The 16,339-nt window shown below is 68.1% G+C and carries 18 protein-coding genes; 7 read left to right on the forward strand and 11 right to left on the reverse strand.

Features of this window, described 5'->3' with window-relative positions; genetic code table 11:
• Positions 1-182 precede the first annotated feature (182 nt).
• Complete coding sequence (locus tag A33M_RS23855) at positions 183-1,718, reverse strand: sugar transferase (RefSeq protein WP_157223417.1); 1,536 nt, start codon at positions 1,716-1,718, stop codon at positions 183-185.
• Between the two features lie 512 nt (positions 1,719-2,230).
• On the opposite strand from A33M_RS23855, the gene A33M_RS23860 reads away from it, so the two are divergent.
• The 3 genes from A33M_RS23860 (at position 2,231) to A33M_RS23865 (ending at position 3,505) form a co-directional block, all read left to right on the forward strand.
• Positions 2,231-2,512: a hypothetical protein gene (locus tag A33M_RS23860; protein ID WP_157223418.1), complete on the forward strand. Its 282-nt coding sequence runs from the start codon at positions 2,231-2,233 to the stop codon at positions 2,510-2,512.
• A 40-nt stretch (positions 2,513-2,552) separates the two neighbouring features.
• The gene (locus A33M_RS10465) at positions 2,553-3,110 is read left to right on the forward strand and encodes a hypothetical protein (protein ID WP_040620103.1); all 558 of its coding nucleotides are present in this window, start codon (positions 2,553-2,555) and stop codon (positions 3,108-3,110) included.
• Between the two features lie 71 nt (positions 3,111-3,181).
• Positions 3,182-3,505 carry a hypothetical protein gene (locus tag A33M_RS23865; RefSeq protein ID WP_157223419.1) on the forward strand — a complete coding sequence of 108 codons (324 nt, stop codon included), beginning with the start codon at positions 3,182-3,184 and terminating at the stop codon, positions 3,503-3,505.
• A 50-nt stretch (positions 3,506-3,555) separates the two neighbouring features.
• Here A33M_RS23865 and A33M_RS10470 read toward each other — a convergent pair whose 3' ends face one another.
• Positions 3,556-4,659 (reverse strand): integrase, encoded by a 1,104-nt coding sequence (locus tag A33M_RS10470; protein WP_008386729.1) that lies wholly within the window; start codon positions 4,657-4,659, stop codon positions 3,556-3,558.
• Positions 4,660-4,771: 112 nt separating this feature from the next.
• Between A33M_RS10470 and dusA the strand changes: the two genes are divergently transcribed.
• Both dusA and A33M_RS10480 read left to right on the forward strand, forming a co-directional pair.
• Positions 4,772-5,767, forward strand: coding sequence for a tRNA dihydrouridine(20/20a) synthase DusA (dusA, locus tag A33M_RS10475; protein ID WP_083850410.1), 996 nt, complete (start codon positions 4,772-4,774; stop codon positions 5,765-5,767).
• Between the two features lie 34 nt (positions 5,768-5,801).
• On the forward strand, positions 5,802-6,632 hold the full coding sequence (locus A33M_RS10480) for a sulfite exporter TauE/SafE family protein (RefSeq protein WP_008386732.1): 831 nt from the start codon (positions 5,802-5,804) through the stop codon (positions 6,630-6,632).
• A 29-nt stretch (positions 6,633-6,661) separates the two neighbouring features.
• Here A33M_RS10480 and A33M_RS10485 read toward each other — a convergent pair whose 3' ends face one another.
• The 4 genes from A33M_RS10485 to A33M_RS10500 all read right to left on the reverse strand — a co-directional run bounded on the left by A33M_RS10485 (position 6,662) and on the right by A33M_RS10500 (position 10,475).
• Positions 6,662-7,489, reverse strand: a complete 828-nt coding sequence (locus A33M_RS10485; protein ID WP_008386733.1) for a patatin-like phospholipase family protein — start codon at positions 7,487-7,489, stop codon at positions 6,662-6,664.
• Positions 7,486-8,391 carry an alpha/beta fold hydrolase gene (locus tag A33M_RS10490; protein ID WP_008386734.1) on the reverse strand — a complete coding sequence of 302 codons (906 nt, stop codon included), beginning with the start codon at positions 8,389-8,391 and terminating at the stop codon, positions 7,486-7,488. The genes A33M_RS10485 and A33M_RS10490 overlap by 4 nt, the downstream gene beginning before the upstream one ends.
• A 105-nt stretch (positions 8,392-8,496) precedes the next feature.
• Positions 8,497-9,777, reverse strand: a complete 1,281-nt coding sequence (gene purD / locus A33M_RS10495) for a phosphoribosylamine--glycine ligase (protein ID WP_008386735.1) — start codon at positions 9,775-9,777, stop codon at positions 8,497-8,499.
• A gap of 197 nt (positions 9,778-9,974) precedes the next feature.
• Entirely contained in the window at positions 9,975-10,475 is a 501-nt protein-coding gene (locus A33M_RS10500; protein ID WP_008386736.1) for a YbjN domain-containing protein, read from the reverse strand.
• 293 nt (positions 10,476-10,768) lie between these two features.
• Between A33M_RS10500 and A33M_RS23870 the strand changes: the two genes are divergently transcribed.
• Positions 10,769-10,912: a hypothetical protein gene (locus A33M_RS23870; protein ID WP_157223420.1), complete on the forward strand. Its 144-nt coding sequence runs from the start codon at positions 10,769-10,771 to the stop codon at positions 10,910-10,912.
• 78 nt (positions 10,913-10,990) lie between these two features.
• Here the strand turns inward: A33M_RS23870 and A33M_RS10505 are convergent, their stop codons facing one another.
• The 5 genes from A33M_RS10505 to lgt all read right to left on the reverse strand — a co-directional run bounded on the left by A33M_RS10505 (position 10,991) and on the right by lgt (position 15,654).
• Entirely contained in the window at positions 10,991-11,944 is a 954-nt protein-coding gene (locus tag A33M_RS10505) for a ribose-phosphate pyrophosphokinase (protein WP_008386737.1), read from the reverse strand.
• Positions 11,945-12,085: 141 nt separating this feature from the next.
• Positions 12,086-12,658: a hypothetical protein gene (locus A33M_RS10510; protein WP_008386738.1), complete on the reverse strand. Its 573-nt coding sequence runs from the start codon at positions 12,656-12,658 to the stop codon at positions 12,086-12,088.
• 268 nt (positions 12,659-12,926) lie between these two features.
• Positions 12,927-13,697 (reverse strand): peptidoglycan editing factor PgeF, encoded by a 771-nt coding sequence (pgeF, locus tag A33M_RS10515; protein ID WP_008386740.1) that lies wholly within the window; start codon positions 13,695-13,697, stop codon positions 12,927-12,929.
• Entirely contained in the window at positions 13,694-14,764 is a 1,071-nt protein-coding gene (locus tag A33M_RS10520; RefSeq protein ID WP_337460005.1) for a class I SAM-dependent methyltransferase, read from the reverse strand. The genes pgeF and A33M_RS10520 overlap by 4 nt, the downstream gene beginning before the upstream one ends.
• Positions 14,765-14,778: 14 nt before the next feature.
• A complete protein-coding gene (lgt, locus tag A33M_RS10525; RefSeq protein ID WP_008386741.1) occupies positions 14,779-15,654 on the reverse strand; it encodes a prolipoprotein diacylglyceryl transferase in 876 nt (291 codons plus the stop codon).
• 240 nt (positions 15,655-15,894) lie between these two features.
• Between lgt and A33M_RS10530 the strand changes: the two genes are divergently transcribed.
• The gene (locus tag A33M_RS10530) at positions 15,895-16,194 is read left to right on the forward strand and encodes an accessory factor UbiK family protein (protein ID WP_008386744.1); all 300 of its coding nucleotides are present in this window, start codon (positions 15,895-15,897) and stop codon (positions 16,192-16,194) included.
• The last annotated feature ends 145 nt before the right edge of the window (positions 16,195-16,339 follow it).

Below are 16,339 nucleotides of genomic sequence, written 5' to 3' on the forward strand. Positions count from 1 at the left end.
AACCTGCGTGGCTTCTCCCGCCGAGTATTGCCGAGCGGTGCGCTATCTAGGGACGCGCCATTCAGTATCTAGGGGCATCCTCAATGGACGCCGCTTTATTCAGCATCACTGCAGACAATCGAGGGGTGCTGTGAGCCTAAAACGGACAGCAGCGGGATCGACGGAAGTCGGTCAGGTCACCCTCAGCTCTTTGCCTCCCCGATCTCCGCCCACGCCCTCGCGATCGCCGCGTCCTCCACCCGCTCGCCGAACAGCACCATCGGGATGGTGCCGAGCACGATCCTGATATCGAGTGTGAGTGACATGTTCCTGACGTACCACACGTCGAGCGCCGCCTTGTCGGCGGCCGAGATGATGCGGCCGCCCTTAATCTGCGCCCAGCCGGTGAGGCCCGGCCTGACCGCGAGCCGCTTCGAGAAGCCCACCGGCTGGTCCACCGGCAACAGCGGGCGCGGACCGACGAACGACATCGTGCCGATCAGGATGGACCAGAGCTGCGGCAGCTCGTCCAGCCGGGTGCGGCGGAGAAACCGACCCAACCTCGAGACGCGCTCGGCATCTGTCAGGCGGCGTCCGTCGGCGTCGTGGCCGGCCCCCATGGTACGGAATTTGTAGAGCTTGAATGCGCGGCCCCGCAGGCCCGGGCGCTGCTGCCAGAACAGCATCGGTGCGCCGATGTCGAGGAGCACCGCAATCGCCACCAACGCCATCACAGGAGCGAGCAGAACCATCAGCAACGTGGCCCCTGCGATATCGATCACGCGTTTGACCACGCGATAAGGCACGGCCACCGGCGTCTCGACCACGGACGACGTGCCCCCCGCTGCGGGGTTTCCTGCCGCTGCCGCGCAGCCTTCCTGCGTGGGCGCTTGATGGAGCGCGTCGGCGAGACGATCGTCGAGCCCCATCTTCTGGTCGAGAAACTCGAGCACGACAGATGTTTCGGCCTCGACGGTAAGCAACGCGGCGTGGGCCTCGGCCGAAAGCTCCGTCGCCGGCATCGCGACGACGATGCGGTCGACGAACACGCCGTGCACCTCGAGCCGTCGCAACACTGCGGCGACGTCTTTCGGCGGTCCCAGCACCGGGTGGGTGATCAGCGTCCGGACGCCGCTCTCGTGCGGATCGAGCACTCCGGCCACGTGCACACGTTCGGGCGCATAATCGGCGATGCAGTGAAGATAAAGCTCGGCCATCTTGGTGACGCCGACCACCAGCACGGTCTCGCCGGGGCCGGGCATCGTTGCGGTGCGGGTACGCCGTTGGTGGCGCGCATACCACGTGCGCACCGCGATGCGGGCGCCGATCAGCAACACCACGATCAGCATGCCCTGGATGATCGGCATCGCCCGCGGAATGCCTTCGAGCCGGTTGATGACGAACGTGAAGGCGAGTGCCCCGACCACCGTCGCCCCGGCCGCCGCGACGATGTCGATGTAGTTGCGCATCGAGCTGAACCGCCACACCGCCCGGGTCACTCCGAGCAGCGGCAGCACGACGATCGCGGCGACGACCGTCAGCAGCCAGTATGGCAGGGCGTCGACGATCCGCTCCTCCGACAGCTCGAGATTGTCGCGCAGCACCAGCGCGAAGAAGGAGGCAATGAACACAAGCCAAAGATCGACCACGAGAATTCGCAACGTACGCATCGGCAAGAGCTCCCCTCGCTCCCCGTCCTGAAGCGCAGCCAGCTCCGTAATATCGAAGAGGCTCCCCACTGCGCGTAGAGTTAATAATTGGTTAGCCGTACAACGTCAAGTTTTATAGTCTTTGAAGGCCGTTTTTCGCTCGTGAGAGGGTTAACCGGACGGCTTAGAGGCCTCCGTGGTGGTCCGATTGGTGGAACTAATGTGCGAAAGCCGACACTTTTGGAATAGTCGCGAGGGGCGGAAGGGCGGCCGGACGAATGCACGAATTACAGAATATGAAAATATTGGCGTGTTCGCGAGCCGTGACGACGGTGAAGCAACACGCTCGTCTCCTTCGACGATCGCATCGATGAGGCCCGTGTCAGTTTCGACCGGCGGCGACCGAGCCGCGCTCTTGCCGTACACACATCGGCGTCGCTGCTGTGTTTCCTTCGCCGCCTGCGGGCTGCACTCGGCAAATGCCGATGTGATAAGCTCGGGCATCGTGCAGGGTGCAGTCCGAGGGAGAGTTTGTTAGCCTCTCCGAACGATATTCGTCTCGACGGTTCGGAACGATCGCTTGAAACGCCAACGCAATCGAGGTGGACGACATGTTGCCGAGAACCCGGTTTGCCGCCGTTGTCGCGTCGCTTCTCTTGATGTTCGTTTTGGCCGATGCAGGCCATGCGACGCCATTCGCTTCGACCGATGGTCCGCGATCCGGCCCGGCCCGGCTCCAGGTGGCGTCGTTCTGGGCTCAGCCCTATCCGTACGGCTATCGCTACAGGAAAACGCCGTGCGTTCGGTACGTCCCGGCCTGTGTCCGCCAATTTCCGCTGCCGACCTGCGAGGTGCGCTGGCAGCGGGTTTTGGTCTGCCGCTGACGCCTGATCTGGCCGCTTCGTGCCACGGTTACTCCGGCCGATGATGCGGCTGGTCGCGGCCGTCCTGGCGCTGCTGACGATCACGCCCGTCGACGCATCGCACGCCGATGGTCGGGGGGAGGGGGTGCACCATCGCGTGACGGCGACGATCCTGCCGTCACCCGGTGGGGCCGGCGGATCACACGCGACCGGCGGTGAACCGGCCCCGGTCGCCGACCTGCGCATTTGGGTGCAGATCTCGGACCACGCGATCGATTCCCGATTTTATGGGATCGTGGATACGCAGTTCTCGAACGTCGACCGGACACTCGGGTCCGCCGAGACGCTCGTGTGGGAGGATGCCCGCTGTCATCGTGAGCGTGGTCTTCCCAAGATCGGCCTGGTCCGCCTGGAGGGTACGGCCACCGTCGGCAACCAGACGCGTCCGGTTTTTGCCGCGGCGCGGATGCCGGGCCGGAGGCTCCCGGCCGACGAGATCGTCCAGCGCAAGAACCTCGGCCCATCCCTTCCGCCGACCGTCATGACGATCGACGCCGAGACGATCTCGACCGGCTATGCGGTCCGGATCAGGCTGCAGGCTCGCGCCTGCCGGCTGTGACCGGCTGTGATGTGCGTAATCGCAAGCAGCGCGGCATTGCGGCGCCTTCACCGCGGTCGGCGGGAGAAGTCGTGAACGAATTGGTGCCTGCATCGTTGTCGTTCGAATTCGGCGAGTCGCTCATGAAAACCTTCATCTTCTTGCTTCTCGGCATCGGCGTCGCTCACGCGCAGGGCGTCGACCAGAGCGTGACCTCCGGCGCGCCGCCGGTCTATCAGGCTCCAGCGCCATCGGTCGCGAGCCCCTCCACGGCCGTTCCCACCGGACCTAGACCGCAGTCCTATCCGCCGCGATCGGGGCCGGCCTATCCAGGCGAATACGGCCGATCCGCGCCGGAGCCGATCCGGCCCGATCGCTGGGGGGACGATCGTCGGCTGCCGAACCCGCGTCCTTGACGATCGTGCCGACGTGCTTCGGTATTTCGGAGCGCCGGCGCTTCGGGGCGTCAGCCTTCGCGACCGAAACTTTCGAATTTACTGTCCGTCGGGCCCGCGACATGCGAACGCCGTCGCCGGTGTAGATCCTCTGGTCGGAGGTGCGTGTATCGCCGGAGCATTTTCCAGTCTTTGTGTCCGGTGACGAGCGCGACCTGCTCGATCGAAAAGCCTGCCTCGAAGAGACGGCTGGTTCCTTCGTGGCGCAGATCGTGAAAATGAAGGTCCTCGATCTTCAGATCACGACACATGCGCCGGAATGCCGTTCCGACCGAGCGTCCGTTGTAGGGGAATATCCGACCGTTATTGCTTTTCGTGAATTGCCTTTGCTCCTCGATGAGCGCGCAGGCGTCATACCCCGACACGTCGAGGAGAGGAATCCGTTGATGGTTTCCTTTCTTTCGTCGAGGGTCCTTGCGGTCCCGTATCGTGAGCATTCGAGTTCGCGAATCGTAGTCTTGCCATTCGACCCTGCAGATTTCGTCGAGCCGCATCGCGGTGGCGACCGCGAACTTCACGATGCGTGCCATCGGGATTTGCTGCCGCGAGTTCCCTTCGAACGTCGAGATTATTCGCGTGAGTTCTTCCGGGGTGGGGCGCCGGTCGCGCTCTTCTCCTTTCCCGACGAGACCGAGACGGCCGAGCGCGATCCTCGCGAGGTCGATCGGTTCGGTCGAGACGCACACGCCGTGGACTGCGGCGGCGTGGGACAGGATCGTCTTGATGTAGCCGAGGTCGATGGCGACCGTGACCGGGCCCGCGCCCTCGCGTGCACGCTCTTTGCCGAATTCGATCAGGCGCTCCCGGTCGAGATCGCGCAGTCGTAAACCGCCGAGGCGCCGGTCGAGAAATGCGAGGCTCGCCGTCTTGGAGCGGCCGATCCGCTTCCCGACCTCTTGCATGTCCTGGCGATGAAGCCGGACCAAGTCACCGAACAGGCGGGCGTCGCGAGACTTTCGGGAGATCGCCGGCTCCTGGCGGTCGATCCGGCGCTCCATGTCGAGCGCCCATTCCTCGGCGTCCTTCCGGCGGAGAAATGTGTCGTTGACATACGTCCCCTTTCGTCTGACCTGAACCCGCCAGGAGCCGGATTTCAGTCTCGTGAAGGTGGCCAAGGCGTGTGCGCTCCATGTGCACCGAGGCGTCGAAACAGGGGAAAAAACGTCGCATCGTGGCGTAAAACCGAGTGGACACGAGGCGAGCCAACTCTCGAAGACTAAACGAAAAATGCCGAAATATCAACGACATAGATTCTGTTCCGCGCCCATGATGGATTGGACCGACCGGCATTGCCGGGTCTTTCATCGGGCGCTGACGCGAGAGGCGCTGCTCTATACCGAGATGGTGACGACCGGCGCGGTGCTGCACGGCGATCGGGCGCGGCTCTTGCGCTACGACCCGGTCGAGCATCCGGTCGCGCTGCAGCTCGGCGGCAGCGACCCGGCGGCGCTGGCGCAGGCCGCCCGCATCTGTGCCGATCTCGGCTACGACGAGGTGAATCTCAATGTCGGCTGCCCCTCCGACCGGGTGCAGGAGGGCCGCTTCGGCGCCTGCCTGATGGCGGAGCCGGCGCTGGTCGGCGATTGCGTCGCGGCGATGAAGGCGGCGGTCGACGTGCCGGTGACGGTCAAATGCCGGATCGGCATCGACGACCAGGACCCCGAGGCGGCGCTCGACCTGCTGGCCGACACGGTGATCGCTGCCGGCTGCGACGCGCTGATCGTCCACGCCCGAAAAGCCTGGCTGCAAGGCCTGTCGCCGCGCGAAAACCGCGACGTGCCGCCGCTCGACTACGATCGCGTCCATCGGCTGAAGGCGCGGCTGCCAGAGACGCCGGTGGTGATCAATGGCGGCATCGGCTCGATCGAGGCGGCGAAGACCCAGCTCGCGCATGTCGACGGGGTGATGCTCGGGCGCGCCGCCTATCAGGAGCCGTGGCGGCTTCTGGCGGTCGATCCCGACCTGTTCGGCGTGCCGGCGCCGGCGGCGTCGGCGCGCGAGGCGGTCGAGAGCCTCTTTCCATACATCGAATGCCAGCTTGCCGCCGGCGAGCGGCTGTATGCGATCGCCCGCCATATGCTAGGTCTGTTTCAGGGCGTCCCCGGCGCCCGGGCGTTTCGCCGCCATCTCGCGACCGAAGCGGTGAAGCCCGGTGCCGGCCTCGACGTCCTTCAGGCGGCGCTGGCGCTGATCCGTCCCACCGATCGCGACGCCGCGGCCTGATCCGCCGGAAATTCCCGAGGCGAGGGCAGGTGACATGGGCGAAGTGCCGGTCGGCGAGCTTTTGGCGCTCGCGGGCGTGATCGCGGTCGGCGGCGTCTTTACCGGGCTGCTCGCGGGGCTGTTCGGCATCGGCGGCGGCGCGGTGCTGGTGCCGGTGCTGTTCGAGGTGTTCGGCTTTCTCGGCGTGCCGGAGAGCGTGCACATGCAGCTGTGCGTCGGCACCTCGCTCGCGGTGATCGCGCCGACCGCCTTCCGCTCCTACCGCACCCACAAGGCGAAGGGCGCCGCGCTCGAGCACGTGGTGCGCGGCTGGACGGTGCCGGTGGTGCTCGGCGTGGTGGCGGGCGCGGTGCTCGCGGTGTGGGCGCCGGCGCCGCTGTTCAAGATCGTGTTTGCCGCGATCTCGCTCGGCACCGCGGTGCGCATGCTGGCGGGGGGCGAGCGCTGGCGGCTCGGGGCGACGCTGCCGGGGCCGTGGCTCATGCGGATCTATGGCTGGACCATCGGGCTTCTGTCGTCGCTGATGGGGGTCGGCGGCGGCGCCTTGTCGACCATCGTGCTGACGCTCTACGGCCAGCCGATCCACACCGCGGTCGCGACCTCCGCCGGGCTCGGCGTGCCGATCGCGCTGACCGGGACGGTCGGCTACGTGATCGCCGGCCTGTTTCACCAGAGCGAGCTGCCGCCCTTGTCGATCGGCTTCGTCTCGCTGGTGGGCTTTGCGCTGATGGCGCCGATCTCGGCCTTCACCGCGCGGATCGGCGCGCAGATCGCCCACCGCCTGCGCCGGCGTACGCTCGAGCTCGCCTTCGGGCTGTTTCTGATCATGACCTCGAGCCGCTTCGTCGTCAGCATGATCTGGTGAGCCCGGCGGCGAGGGGACGCGCTCCCGCGTCACGCCAGCAGCGCCGTCAGCTCGTGCTTGATCTCGTCCTTGATCGCCTCGCCGGCCCGCACGATCGCGATCGCCTGGGTGAAATCGAGCATGCGGAACACCGAGACGTTGGGGCGGATCAGGAGGTCCGGCCGGGCGCGGTGCAGCTTCTCCGCGACGATGGTCTGGCCCATCAGCGTGATGGCGGCGAACACGGCGTCCCAGGCGCCGGGCACGGTGGTGCGCTCGCTCGGCCCCGGCGAGCAGTCGATCGCGACGATCACGTCGGCTTTTCCGGTGAGCTGGGTGAAGGGCAGGGGATCGACCGCCGCGCCGTCGACCAGCACGCGGCCCTCGTGCTCGACCGGCTGCACGAGGCCGGGGATCGCCATCGAGGCGGCGATCGCCGGCACCAGCGGCCCTTCGGAAAAGATCACTTCCGCGCGGCCGTAGAGGTCGCTGGCGATCACCATCAGCGGGATTGTCAGGCCGGCGAAGGTTTCGGGCAAACCTTCGGGCAGAAAGGCGGTGCAGAACTTTTCCGCATCGAGCAGCACCGGATTGTGGCCGAACGGCACGCGCAGCACGCTCGACCATGCCCAGGCGCTCGCGCGCGCCCCGAGCAGCCGGCGATACATTTCCGCGCGATTGTGCACCATCTCGATGGCGTGGCGGCGCAAGGCCTTCGGCGGGATGCCGGCGGCGTAAGCGGCGCCCATCACCGCGCCGACCGACGAGCCGGAGATCGCGGCCGGCTTCACGCCGAGCTCGTCCAGCGCCTCGAACACGGCGATGTGGGCGAGGCCGCGCGCGCCGCCGGCCCCGAGCGCGAGCGCAAAGGTCTTCACGAGGCCTCCGTGAAAAACTCCAAAAGCGCGGCGGCGGTGGGGCCGGGGTTCTCCTCGGCGAGGAAGTGGCCGGACTCGATCGGGGTGCCGCGCACGTCGCTCGCCCATTCGGCCCACACCGAAAGCGGAGAGTTCTCGCTCGGGATGCCGTGCTTGCCCCACAGCACCAGCACCGGGCAGTCGATCTTTCGGCCGGCGGCGCGGTCGGCGCCGTCGAAGGCGAGGTCGGTGGTGCGGCCGGCGCGGTAATCCTCGCAGGTCGCGTGGATGCGCAGCGGGTCCTGGAAGGCGGTGCGGTAGTGCGCGAGCGCGCGCGGATCGAACGGCGAGAGGTCGCCGGTGCCGGTCCAGCTCGCCATCTTCCAGTCGAGATAATGGACCGGGTCCTTGCCGATCATCGATTCGGGAAACGGCTCGGGCAGCGCGAGAAAGGTCCAGTGCCAGACCTTGTAGGCGAGGGCCGCGTCCATCGCCTGCCACATCGCATAGGTCGGCAGGATGTCGAGCACCGCGAGACGCGACAGCCGGCCCGGATGGTCGAGCGCGAGGCGGTAGGCGACCCGGCCGCCGCGGTCGTGCCCGGCGAGCGCGAAGCGGGCATGGCCGAGCTCCTCCATCAGCGCGATCATCGCGTTCGCCATCGCGCGCTTGGTGTAGGGCGCGTGGTCGGGGCCGGCGCGCGGCACGTCGGACCAGCCGTAGCCGGGCAGATCCGGGATCACCAGGCTGAATTTTTCCGCGAGCCTCGGCGCCACGCGGTGCCACATCACGTTCGACTGCGGATAGCCGTGCAGCAGCAGGAGCGGCGGCCCGCTGCCGCCGGTGCGAACGAACAAGCGCCCGGCCTCGGTGTGGATCCAGCGGGACTCGAAGCCGGGATAGAGGTCGGCGAGATCGGGCATGACAGGATCCTCCGGCCGGACGCAGCCTCGCGGGGCGGCTCATCGCCGCGACGCCCGGAAGCCCTCGCTCGAAGGATATAGGAACCCGTGTGCCGGAGTCGAAGGTCAGCCGCCGGGGTGGCGGACCAGCGCGCGGCTGCCGATGTCGCGCCGGAAAAAACCCTGCGGCCAGTCGATCTCGCCGATCGCCGTGTAGGCCTGGGTCTGCGCCTCGGCGAGCGTCTTTCCGGTGGCGCACACGTTCAGCACCCGGCCGCCGACCGCGACCAGCTTTCCGTCCTGCTCGGCGGTGCCGGCGTGGAAGATCTCGACGTCCTCGACCGCCATCGCCTCGTAGAGGTCGCCGATCGGGGAGCCCTTCCGGTAAGTGCCCGGATAACCCTTGGTCGCCATCACCACGGTCAGCGCGATGGCGTCGGACCAGTCGAGCGAGACGGTGTCGAGCGTGCCGTCGCAGGTGGCGACCAGCGCCGGCACCAGGTCCGACATCAGCCGCAGCATCAGCACCTGGCATTCGGGATCGCCGAAGCGGCAGTTGTACTCGATCAGCTTCGGCCCCTCGGCGGTGATCATCAGGCCGGCGAACAGCACGCCTTTGTAGGGGCAGCCCATCTCGGCCATGGCGGAAAGCGTCGGGCGGACGATCTCGTCCATCGTGCGGGCGGTGATCTCCGCCGTCATCGCCGGGGCGGGCGAGTAGGCGCCCATGCCGCCGGTGTTGGGGCCGAAGTCGAAATCGTAGGCGCGCTTGTGATCCTGGGCGGAGGCGAGCGGCAGCGCGGTCTTGCCGTCGCACAGCACGAAGAACGAGGCCTCCTCGCCCTTGAGATACTCCTCGATCACCAGCGACACGCCGGCCGCGCCCAGCTCGCCGCCGAGCATGCGGTCGATCGCCGCTTCCGCCTCCTCGACCTTGGCCGCCACCACCACGCCCTTGCCGGCGGCGAGCCCATCCGCCTTGACGACGATCGGCGCGCCTTTTTCCCGGACATGAGCCTTGGCGGCCTCGGCGTCGGTGAAGCGGGCGAAGGCGGCGGTCGGGATGCTTGCGCGCTGGCACATCTCCTTGGTGAAGCTCTTCGAGCCCTCGAGCTGCGCGGCCAGCTTGCTCGGCCCGAACGCCTTGATGCCGGCGGCCGAAAGGTCGTCGGCGAGGCCGGCGACCAGCGGCGCCTCCGGACCGATCACCACGAGGTCGACCGCGTTGTCGCGACAGAAGGCGATCACGGCGGCGTGGTCGGCCGGGTCGAGCGCGACGATCTCGGCCTCCTGGGCGATGCCGGCATTGCCGGGGGCGCACCAGAGGCGCTCGACCAGCGGGCTCTGGGCGATCTTCCAGGCGAGCGCGTGCTCGCGGCCGCCGGATCCGAGAAGAAGAACGTTCATGGGAACTCGCCGAAGGGGGAAGCGTCAGGGATCGCGTCGGCGGCAGTGTTAGCGAAGAACGGCCGGGATGGGAATTCGCGGCGGCCCCGATTTGCCCGGGACGCCGCCATGCAGGAGGGCACGGGGACGGACGAGGCGATCGGCGGTGCGATGGTGCCGCGGGCACGCCGCCCGTTCGCCGGCACGCCCCGTCGTGATCACGCCTCGCCGTGCGTCTCGAACAAGACCGCGTCGAGCGCCTCGCGCGGCGACTTGCCGGCCCACAGCACGAACTGAAAAGCCTGGAAGTAGCGCTCGCACGCCTCCGTCGCGGTGGCGAGCAGCGACTCGCACTGCGCGCCCGAGGCGCCGACGCCACCGGCCAGCACCAGCGCGTGGCGGAACATCACCAGGCCGTCATTGGCCCACAGGTCGAAATGGCCGACCCAGAGCTGCTCGTTGACCATCGAGACCAGCTCGATCACCTCGGCGCGGCGCCGCTCCGGCACCTTCAGATCGAACGCGCAGGCGAGATGCAGCGCCTCGATCTCGCCCATCCAGGTGAAGGAGATCTGATAATCGGTCCAGGTGCCGGCGATCACCAGCGTCACCTCGTCCTCGCTCGATCTCGAGAACGACCAGTCGCGCAGCGCGGCGAGCCGCTCGACGATCTCGACCGGGTTCGCGGTCCGCGGATTCTGAATCTCGAGCAGGGACATGCCGTCTCACCTTTCTGTGTCGACGCGGGGAGCACACGCTCGCGAACACGGCACGCCACCGGGACGGCACGCACCGATGCTTCGACAAAAGCCTTTTCGCAACGGGCGCACCCGCGCGACGGCAATGCCGAAACGCACCGAATCACCGGCTGTTACCGACTATATCCAACCTGACTCGCCGGCCAAGCCGTAGACGAGCGATCGTCCATTCCGCTGAATCGCGCAACGAAGGAGGCGCGTCGGTCCACAGGGAAGCGGGTTTTCCTCTGCGACGTTTCGACTCGGGGCGACGGATGGAGGAGGGCGGTTTGAATCAAAAGTGGAACGAACCGGAATCGGACGCGGAACGCGGCTCGACATGGATCAAAGCCGCGCCGTTCGTCGTGATACCGCGCGTCGTCGTGCGCGTCGCATCTGTTCGTGCGGCGGCGACGTGAGTCTTTTTGCAAGGTCGTAAAAAAGAAGCAGCGCCTCGGATGGAGGCGCTGCGTTCCGACGGGAGCAGGGAGAAAAAATCAGTCGAACAGGCTCGACACCGATTCCTCGGCCGCGGTGCGGGCGATCGCCTCGCCGAGCAGGGAGGCGATGGAGAGGACGCGGATGTTGTCGGCGACCCGCACCGCCTCGGTCGGCTGGATCGAGTCGGTGATCACCAGCTCTTTCAGATGCGAGGCGGTGACGCGGGCGACCGCGCCGCCCGACAGCACCCCGTGGGTGATGTAGGCGTAGACCTCCTTGGCGCCCTGGGCGAGCAGGGCGTCGGCGGCGTTCACCAGCGTGCCGCCGGAGTCGACGATGTCGTCGAGCAGGATGCAGGTGCGCCCGTCGACGTCGCCGATCACGTTCATCACTTCCGACTCGCCCGGCCGCTCGCGGCGCTTGTCGATGATGGCGAGCGGCGCATTGATGCGCTTGGCGAGGCCGCGCGCGCGCACCACGCCGCCGACGTCGGGCGACACCACCATCACATTGGCGAGGTCGAAGCGGTCCTTGATGTCGCGCACCATCACCGGCGAGGCGTAGAGATTGTCGGTGGGGATGTCGAAGAAGCCCTGGATCTGGCCGGCGTGCAGGTCGAGCGTCAGCACGCGGTCGGCGCCGGCGCGGGTGATCAGGTTGGCGACCAGCTTGGCCGAGATCGGCGTGCGCGGGCCGGGTTTTCGGTCCTGCCGGGCATAGCCGAAATAGGGAAGAACCGCGGTGATGCGCCGGGCGGAGGCCCGCTTCAGCGCGTCGGTGATGATCAGGAGCTCCATCAAATGGTCGTTCGCCGGGAACGAGGTGGACTGCACGACGAAGACGTCGGCGCCGCGCACGTTCTCCTGGATCTCGACGAAGATCTCCATGTCGGCGAAGCGCCGGACCACCGCACGGGTCAAGGGCGTCTTCAGGTAGGCGGCGATCGCCTCCGCCAACCTTGGGTTCGAGTTGCCGGCGACGAGCTTGATGGCTCCATTCTTGCCAGGCATACCCAACCTCCCGCACGCCCCTCACCGGTGCGCGCCACGATTGCGCGCTCTCATCGAACCGGCGGCGCCTCAATACAAGGCAGGAGGTTTCTTAGCAATACGACGGATTTGTTATCCCGAGCCATTTTGCTCGGTTATGGTTCATTCGCCAGCCGGAGCGGACGCGAAGGCCGCCACCGTCACCGCCTTGTCGTCGACGGGCGGGGCCTTTTCGGGCGCATCGGGCTGCGCGGACGGAGCGGGTTGCGGCGCTTGCGCATCGGTGGGTTGCGCCATCGCGGCGACCAGCTGCTCCATGCCGCGGCCGGCGATCTTCTGGATCACCTGCTCGTCGGCGGCCGCCCAGGTGGTGCGCCCGGCGCCCGTCACCGGCTCCTCGCCGGCGAGACGGAAGGCGCGCTGCCGGTTCTGATCGTAGACGTCCCACACCCAGCTCACCACCGAGCGCTTCGGCTCGACCACGGTCGCGGCGTAGACGCGCACGCGGTACTGCGCCGGCGCCGCCCGAGAGACGACCGCCACCTGGCGGGCCTGCGCCTCGGCGGTCAGGCTCTGCACCAGCCGGGAGAACACGCTTTGCGGCGGGCCGTCGATCGATTCGAAGGCGACCGTCGGCCCCTTGGCCGCGGCGACCGGGCCGGGCGACTGCCCGGACATTTGGCCGGAGGTCGTGGTGCAGGCACCACAGCCGAGCGCGAGGAGGAGGGCGGCCATCGCCGGGCCGGGGGAGGCGCGCCGCGCCGCGCGATGCGCGAGAGCGCGGGCCGTGGGCCGGTTCGGCTGGTGCATCTTTCCCCCGTTCGCGTCCGGCCTGCCCCTCGCAGGCCCACGAGCGGCGGCCGGGGCCGGCCGCTCGGTAACCGGACGTTAACCACAACCATCGCGCCGGTCCAGCACGCGGAGGTCGGCCCCGAGGGGCACGGTTAAGGCAGGCGATCGAGGGACGAGACAATTCGAGGGATTTGTGGGGTTCCCCCGGCGGTCACGCCACCAGCGTGATCACCGCGAGGTGGCGGCCATAATCCGGCTCGCCACGGTGGGTCGCCCGGCGATAGCTGAAGAAGCGGTCCGGGTCGGCATAGGTGCACAGCCCGATGTCTTCCACCTGGGCGACGCCGGCGGCCTTCAGGCGCGCGGCGATGTAGCCGGCGAGGTCGAGTTTTTGGCGGCCCGGCGTCTCGGACGGCACGAAGAACCGCGCATGCGCCGGATCTTGCGCCGTGAACTGGGCCAAAACCTCGGGGCCGACCTCGTAGTTCGGCTGGCGGATCATCGGGCCGAGCACGGCGACCATCCGGCTGCGGTTCGCGCCGAGGCGTTCCATTGCGGCGATCGCGGAATCGGTCACGCCGGCGAGCGCACCGCGCCAGCCGGCATGCGCCGCGCCGATCACGCGCGCCTCGGCGTCGGCCAAGAGCACCGGGCCGCAATCGGCCGACGAGGCGGCGACCGCGAGGCCGGGCGTTTTTGTGACGATCGCATCGAGCTTTGGCCTGCTCTCCGCCGGCCACGGCGCCTCCGCCACGATCACGTCGGCCGAATGGATCTGATAGGCGGACAAGAGATGGTCGGGGGGAACGCCGACCGCCGCCGCCATCCGCGCCCGGTTCTCGGCGACTTTTTGCGGGTCGTCGGCCGAGCCGACCCCGGCATTGAGGCTCGCATAAATCCCCTCCGAGACGCCGCCCTCGCGGGTGAAGAAGGCGTGGCGGATTTTTGGGAGGGCGGTGAGCGCGGGAGCGGTGAGCATCATCGAGGCGGTTCCAATGCGGGCAGCGGGCCGAGCGAGGGGGCGGCGAAGCCGATCACCCGGAAGAGCCCGCCCATTCCGGTTTTTTGCGGGCTCGTCAGGCGGGCGCAGGCCGCCGCGATGGTCTCGGCTTTTTCCGGGTTGGCGGCTTTCAGGCGGTCGGCGCGCCGGTCGATGCCGAGGCGGCGGAGAAAATCCCCCTGGGTGATCGGGCCGTCGACCCGCGCGCCGACGTCGGCGGCAATGCGGGCGAGCGCGGAAAAATCGACATGGGCGGTGAGGTCGGCCTCGCCCGGCGTCTCCAGCGGATCGACGAAGGCGTGGGCGCGCAAGGCCTGGAGCGTCTCGCCGAGGCCCGGCTCTGCATGGCCGTAGTCGATCACCAGCGCCGCGCCGGTGCGGGCCGCCCGGTCGGCCAGCATTTTGGTCGGAGCCTCGTCGCGCCACTCGTAGAGCACGCCCTCGGGGGCATCGCGGAGGTTTTCCGGGATGCTTTGTGCGATCGCCGGATCGGCCGCGGGGGCGAGCGTGAAGGCGAGGTTTTCGCCGGCATCGAGCCCGACCAGCCGGGCGTGCCAGCCGTCGGCCCGCTTCACCGCCTGATGCACCGGCTGTGCGTCGACGAACTCGTTGGCGAGCACGATGGTCGCGCCATTGGGTACGTCGTCGAGATCGGCGTGCCAGGAGATCGGCACGGACGCCGCCGCCAGCGTCTCGCGCTGGCGTTCTTGCAGCAGGGGGCTCGTCTCGACCAGATGCACCGTCGCCACCTCGGAAAATGCCGGAACCACCTTCGTCGCGCGCAAAATGTCGGACATCATGGTGCCGCGGCCGGGGCCGAGCTCGACCAGCCGCACGGGCACGGGCATGCCCATCTGCTGCCACACCGCGACCGTCCACAGGCCGATCAGCTCGCCGAAAATCTGGCTGATCTCCGGGGCGGTGGTGAAGTCGCCCTTTGCGCCGAACGGGTCGCGCGTCGTGTAATAGCCGTGCGTCGGATCGCCGAGGCAGGCCGCCATGTAGTCGGCGACCGGGATCGGCCCGTGCGCCCGAATGCGTTCTCGCAAGATCTCGCCGAGGCTCACGGGGCGACCGGCTCCGGCGGCTCGCCGGTCCGCCCGGCGTCCGTCGCCGTGCTGCGGGCGGGGCGGCGCAGCGCCGTCACGATGAAGGCGAGGCCGGTGAGAAACAGCGGGATCGACAGAAGCATTCCCATCGTCATCCCGCCCCACAAGAAGCCGAGCTGCGGGTCGGGCTCGCGGAAGAACTCGCAGATCGAGCGGAAGACGGCATAGAGGCAGGCGAAGGCGCCGATCACCAGCCCCGGCCGCTTGAGGCCGCCGGCCCGCACGATCAGCGCGAGAAGCACGAACAGCACGAGGCCTTCGAGCGTCGCCTCGTAGAGCTGGCTCGGATGCCGCGGCACCTGCAGCGGATCGCGGGGAAACACCATCGCCCAGTCGACATCCGGCGCCGGGCGGCCCCACAGCTCGCCGTTCACGAAATTCGCCAGCCGGCCGAGAAACAGCCCGATCGGCGCCACCGCGCAGGTGATGTCGCCGAGCGACAGGATGGAGATGCCGCGGCTCTTGGCGAACAGCACCACCGCGGCGACGCAGCCGAGAAAGCCGCCGTGGAACGACATGCCGCCCTTCCACAGCGTGAGGATCTCGAGGGGATTCTCGGAGAAGTAGGCAAAATTATAAAAGAGCACGTAGCCGGTGCGGCCGCCGAGCACGATGCCGAGGGTGACCCACAGGAGGAAGTCGTCGAAGTCGATCGCCGTCATCGGCGCCGGGCCGCCCCACAGATGCGGCTTGCGGATCAGCGCGCGGGCATAGAGCCAGCCGGCGAGGATGCCGACGATGTAGGCGAGCGCGTACCAGCGGATCGCCAGCGGCCCGAGATGCACCAGCACCGGGTCGATGTTCGGGAACGGCAGCACGGCGAGCGGCATGGGGGCGTCTGCCTCGGTCACGAGGGGGGACGGGGGCGCGGCGAGCGCCCCGATTCGGATCGTTTCGGCGTGATGGGGCGGGGGCGGGCGCGCGTCAAGCCGGCGGCCGGACTGTGCCACCGCTCGGGCCGCCGGCGGCCCGGTCCTCCGACACCGTTCGCGGGCTTGCGCGGCGCGCCGTCGATCGCCATTGTCTCGCCGACCCGAGTTTCATTCATGCCTTTCGGAGATGACACAGCGATGGCCCAGACGACGAGCCGGTTCTTCGACGAGATGGCCCGCCTGGTGAACGACGCCGCCGGCGTCGCCCAGGGGGTGCGCCGCGAGGCCGAGACGGTCTTCAAGGCCCAGGCCGAGCGGATGCTGCGCGACATGGACATGGTGCAGCGCGACGAGTTCGAGGCGGTCAAGGAGATGGTGCGCATCGCCCGCGAGGAGAACGAGACGCTCAAGGCGCGGGTCGCGGCCTTGGAGGCGAAGCTCGGCATCACCACCGACGCGACGGCCGACGCCGGCGAGATGCCCACCGCGCCGGTGTGATTCGTCCTGGGGTACCGGTGTCTCGGCCCGGCTCGCGGCGAGCCGGGCGGCGAGAGCCGTCCCCTCGGAGACCGTTTGGAAACTCGGACGAGGGCTGCGTTGCGGCGCGAACTGCCGGAGGCCAGGAGAAAAGCGATGCCGATAT

Source organism: Rhodovulum sp. PH10, from assembly GCF_000293785.1.
Classification (GTDB): Bacteria; Pseudomonadota; Alphaproteobacteria; order Rhizobiales; family Xanthobacteraceae; genus Rhodoplanes.

Excerpts from the sequence above, each read along its gene's own strand:
- purD (WP_008386735.1), bottom strand. The coding sequence starts at position 9,777 with ATGAACGTTCTTCTTCTCGGATCCGGCGGCCGCGAGCACGCGCTCGCC.
- A33M_RS10490 (WP_008386734.1), bottom strand. The coding sequence starts at position 8,391 with ATGCCCGATCTCGCCGACCTCTATCCCGGCTTCGAGTCCCGCTGGATC.
- A33M_RS10480 (WP_008386732.1), top strand. The coding sequence starts at position 5,802 with ATGGGCGAAGTGCCGGTCGGCGAGCTTTTGGCGCTCGCGGGCGTGATC.
- A33M_RS10505 (WP_008386737.1), bottom strand. The coding sequence starts at position 11,944 with ATGCCTGGCAAGAATGGAGCCATCAAGCTCGTCGCCGGCAACTCGAAC.
- pgeF (WP_008386740.1), bottom strand. The coding sequence starts at position 13,697 with ATGATGCTCACCGCTCCCGCGCTCACCGCCCTCCCAAAAATCCGCCAC.
- A33M_RS23870 (WP_157223420.1), top strand. The coding sequence starts at position 10,769 with ATGGAGGAGGGCGGTTTGAATCAAAAGTGGAACGAACCGGAATCGGAC.
- dusA (WP_083850410.1), top strand. The coding sequence starts at position 4,772 with ATGCCGAAATATCAACGACATAGATTCTGTTCCGCGCCCATGATGGAT.
- A33M_RS10530 (WP_008386744.1), top strand. The coding sequence starts at position 15,895 with ATGGCCCAGACGACGAGCCGGTTCTTCGACGAGATGGCCCGCCTGGTG.
- lgt (WP_008386741.1), bottom strand. The coding sequence starts at position 15,654 with ATGCCGCTCGCCGTGCTGCCGTTCCCGAACATCGACCCGGTGCTGGTG.
- A33M_RS10500 (WP_008386736.1), bottom strand. The coding sequence starts at position 10,475 with ATGTCCCTGCTCGAGATTCAGAATCCGCGGACCGCGAACCCGGTCGAG.
- A33M_RS10510 (WP_008386738.1), bottom strand. The coding sequence starts at position 12,658 with ATGGCCGCCCTCCTCCTCGCGCTCGGCTGTGGTGCCTGCACCACGACC.
- A33M_RS10465 (WP_040620103.1), top strand. The coding sequence starts at position 2,553 with ATGATGCGGCTGGTCGCGGCCGTCCTGGCGCTGCTGACGATCACGCCC.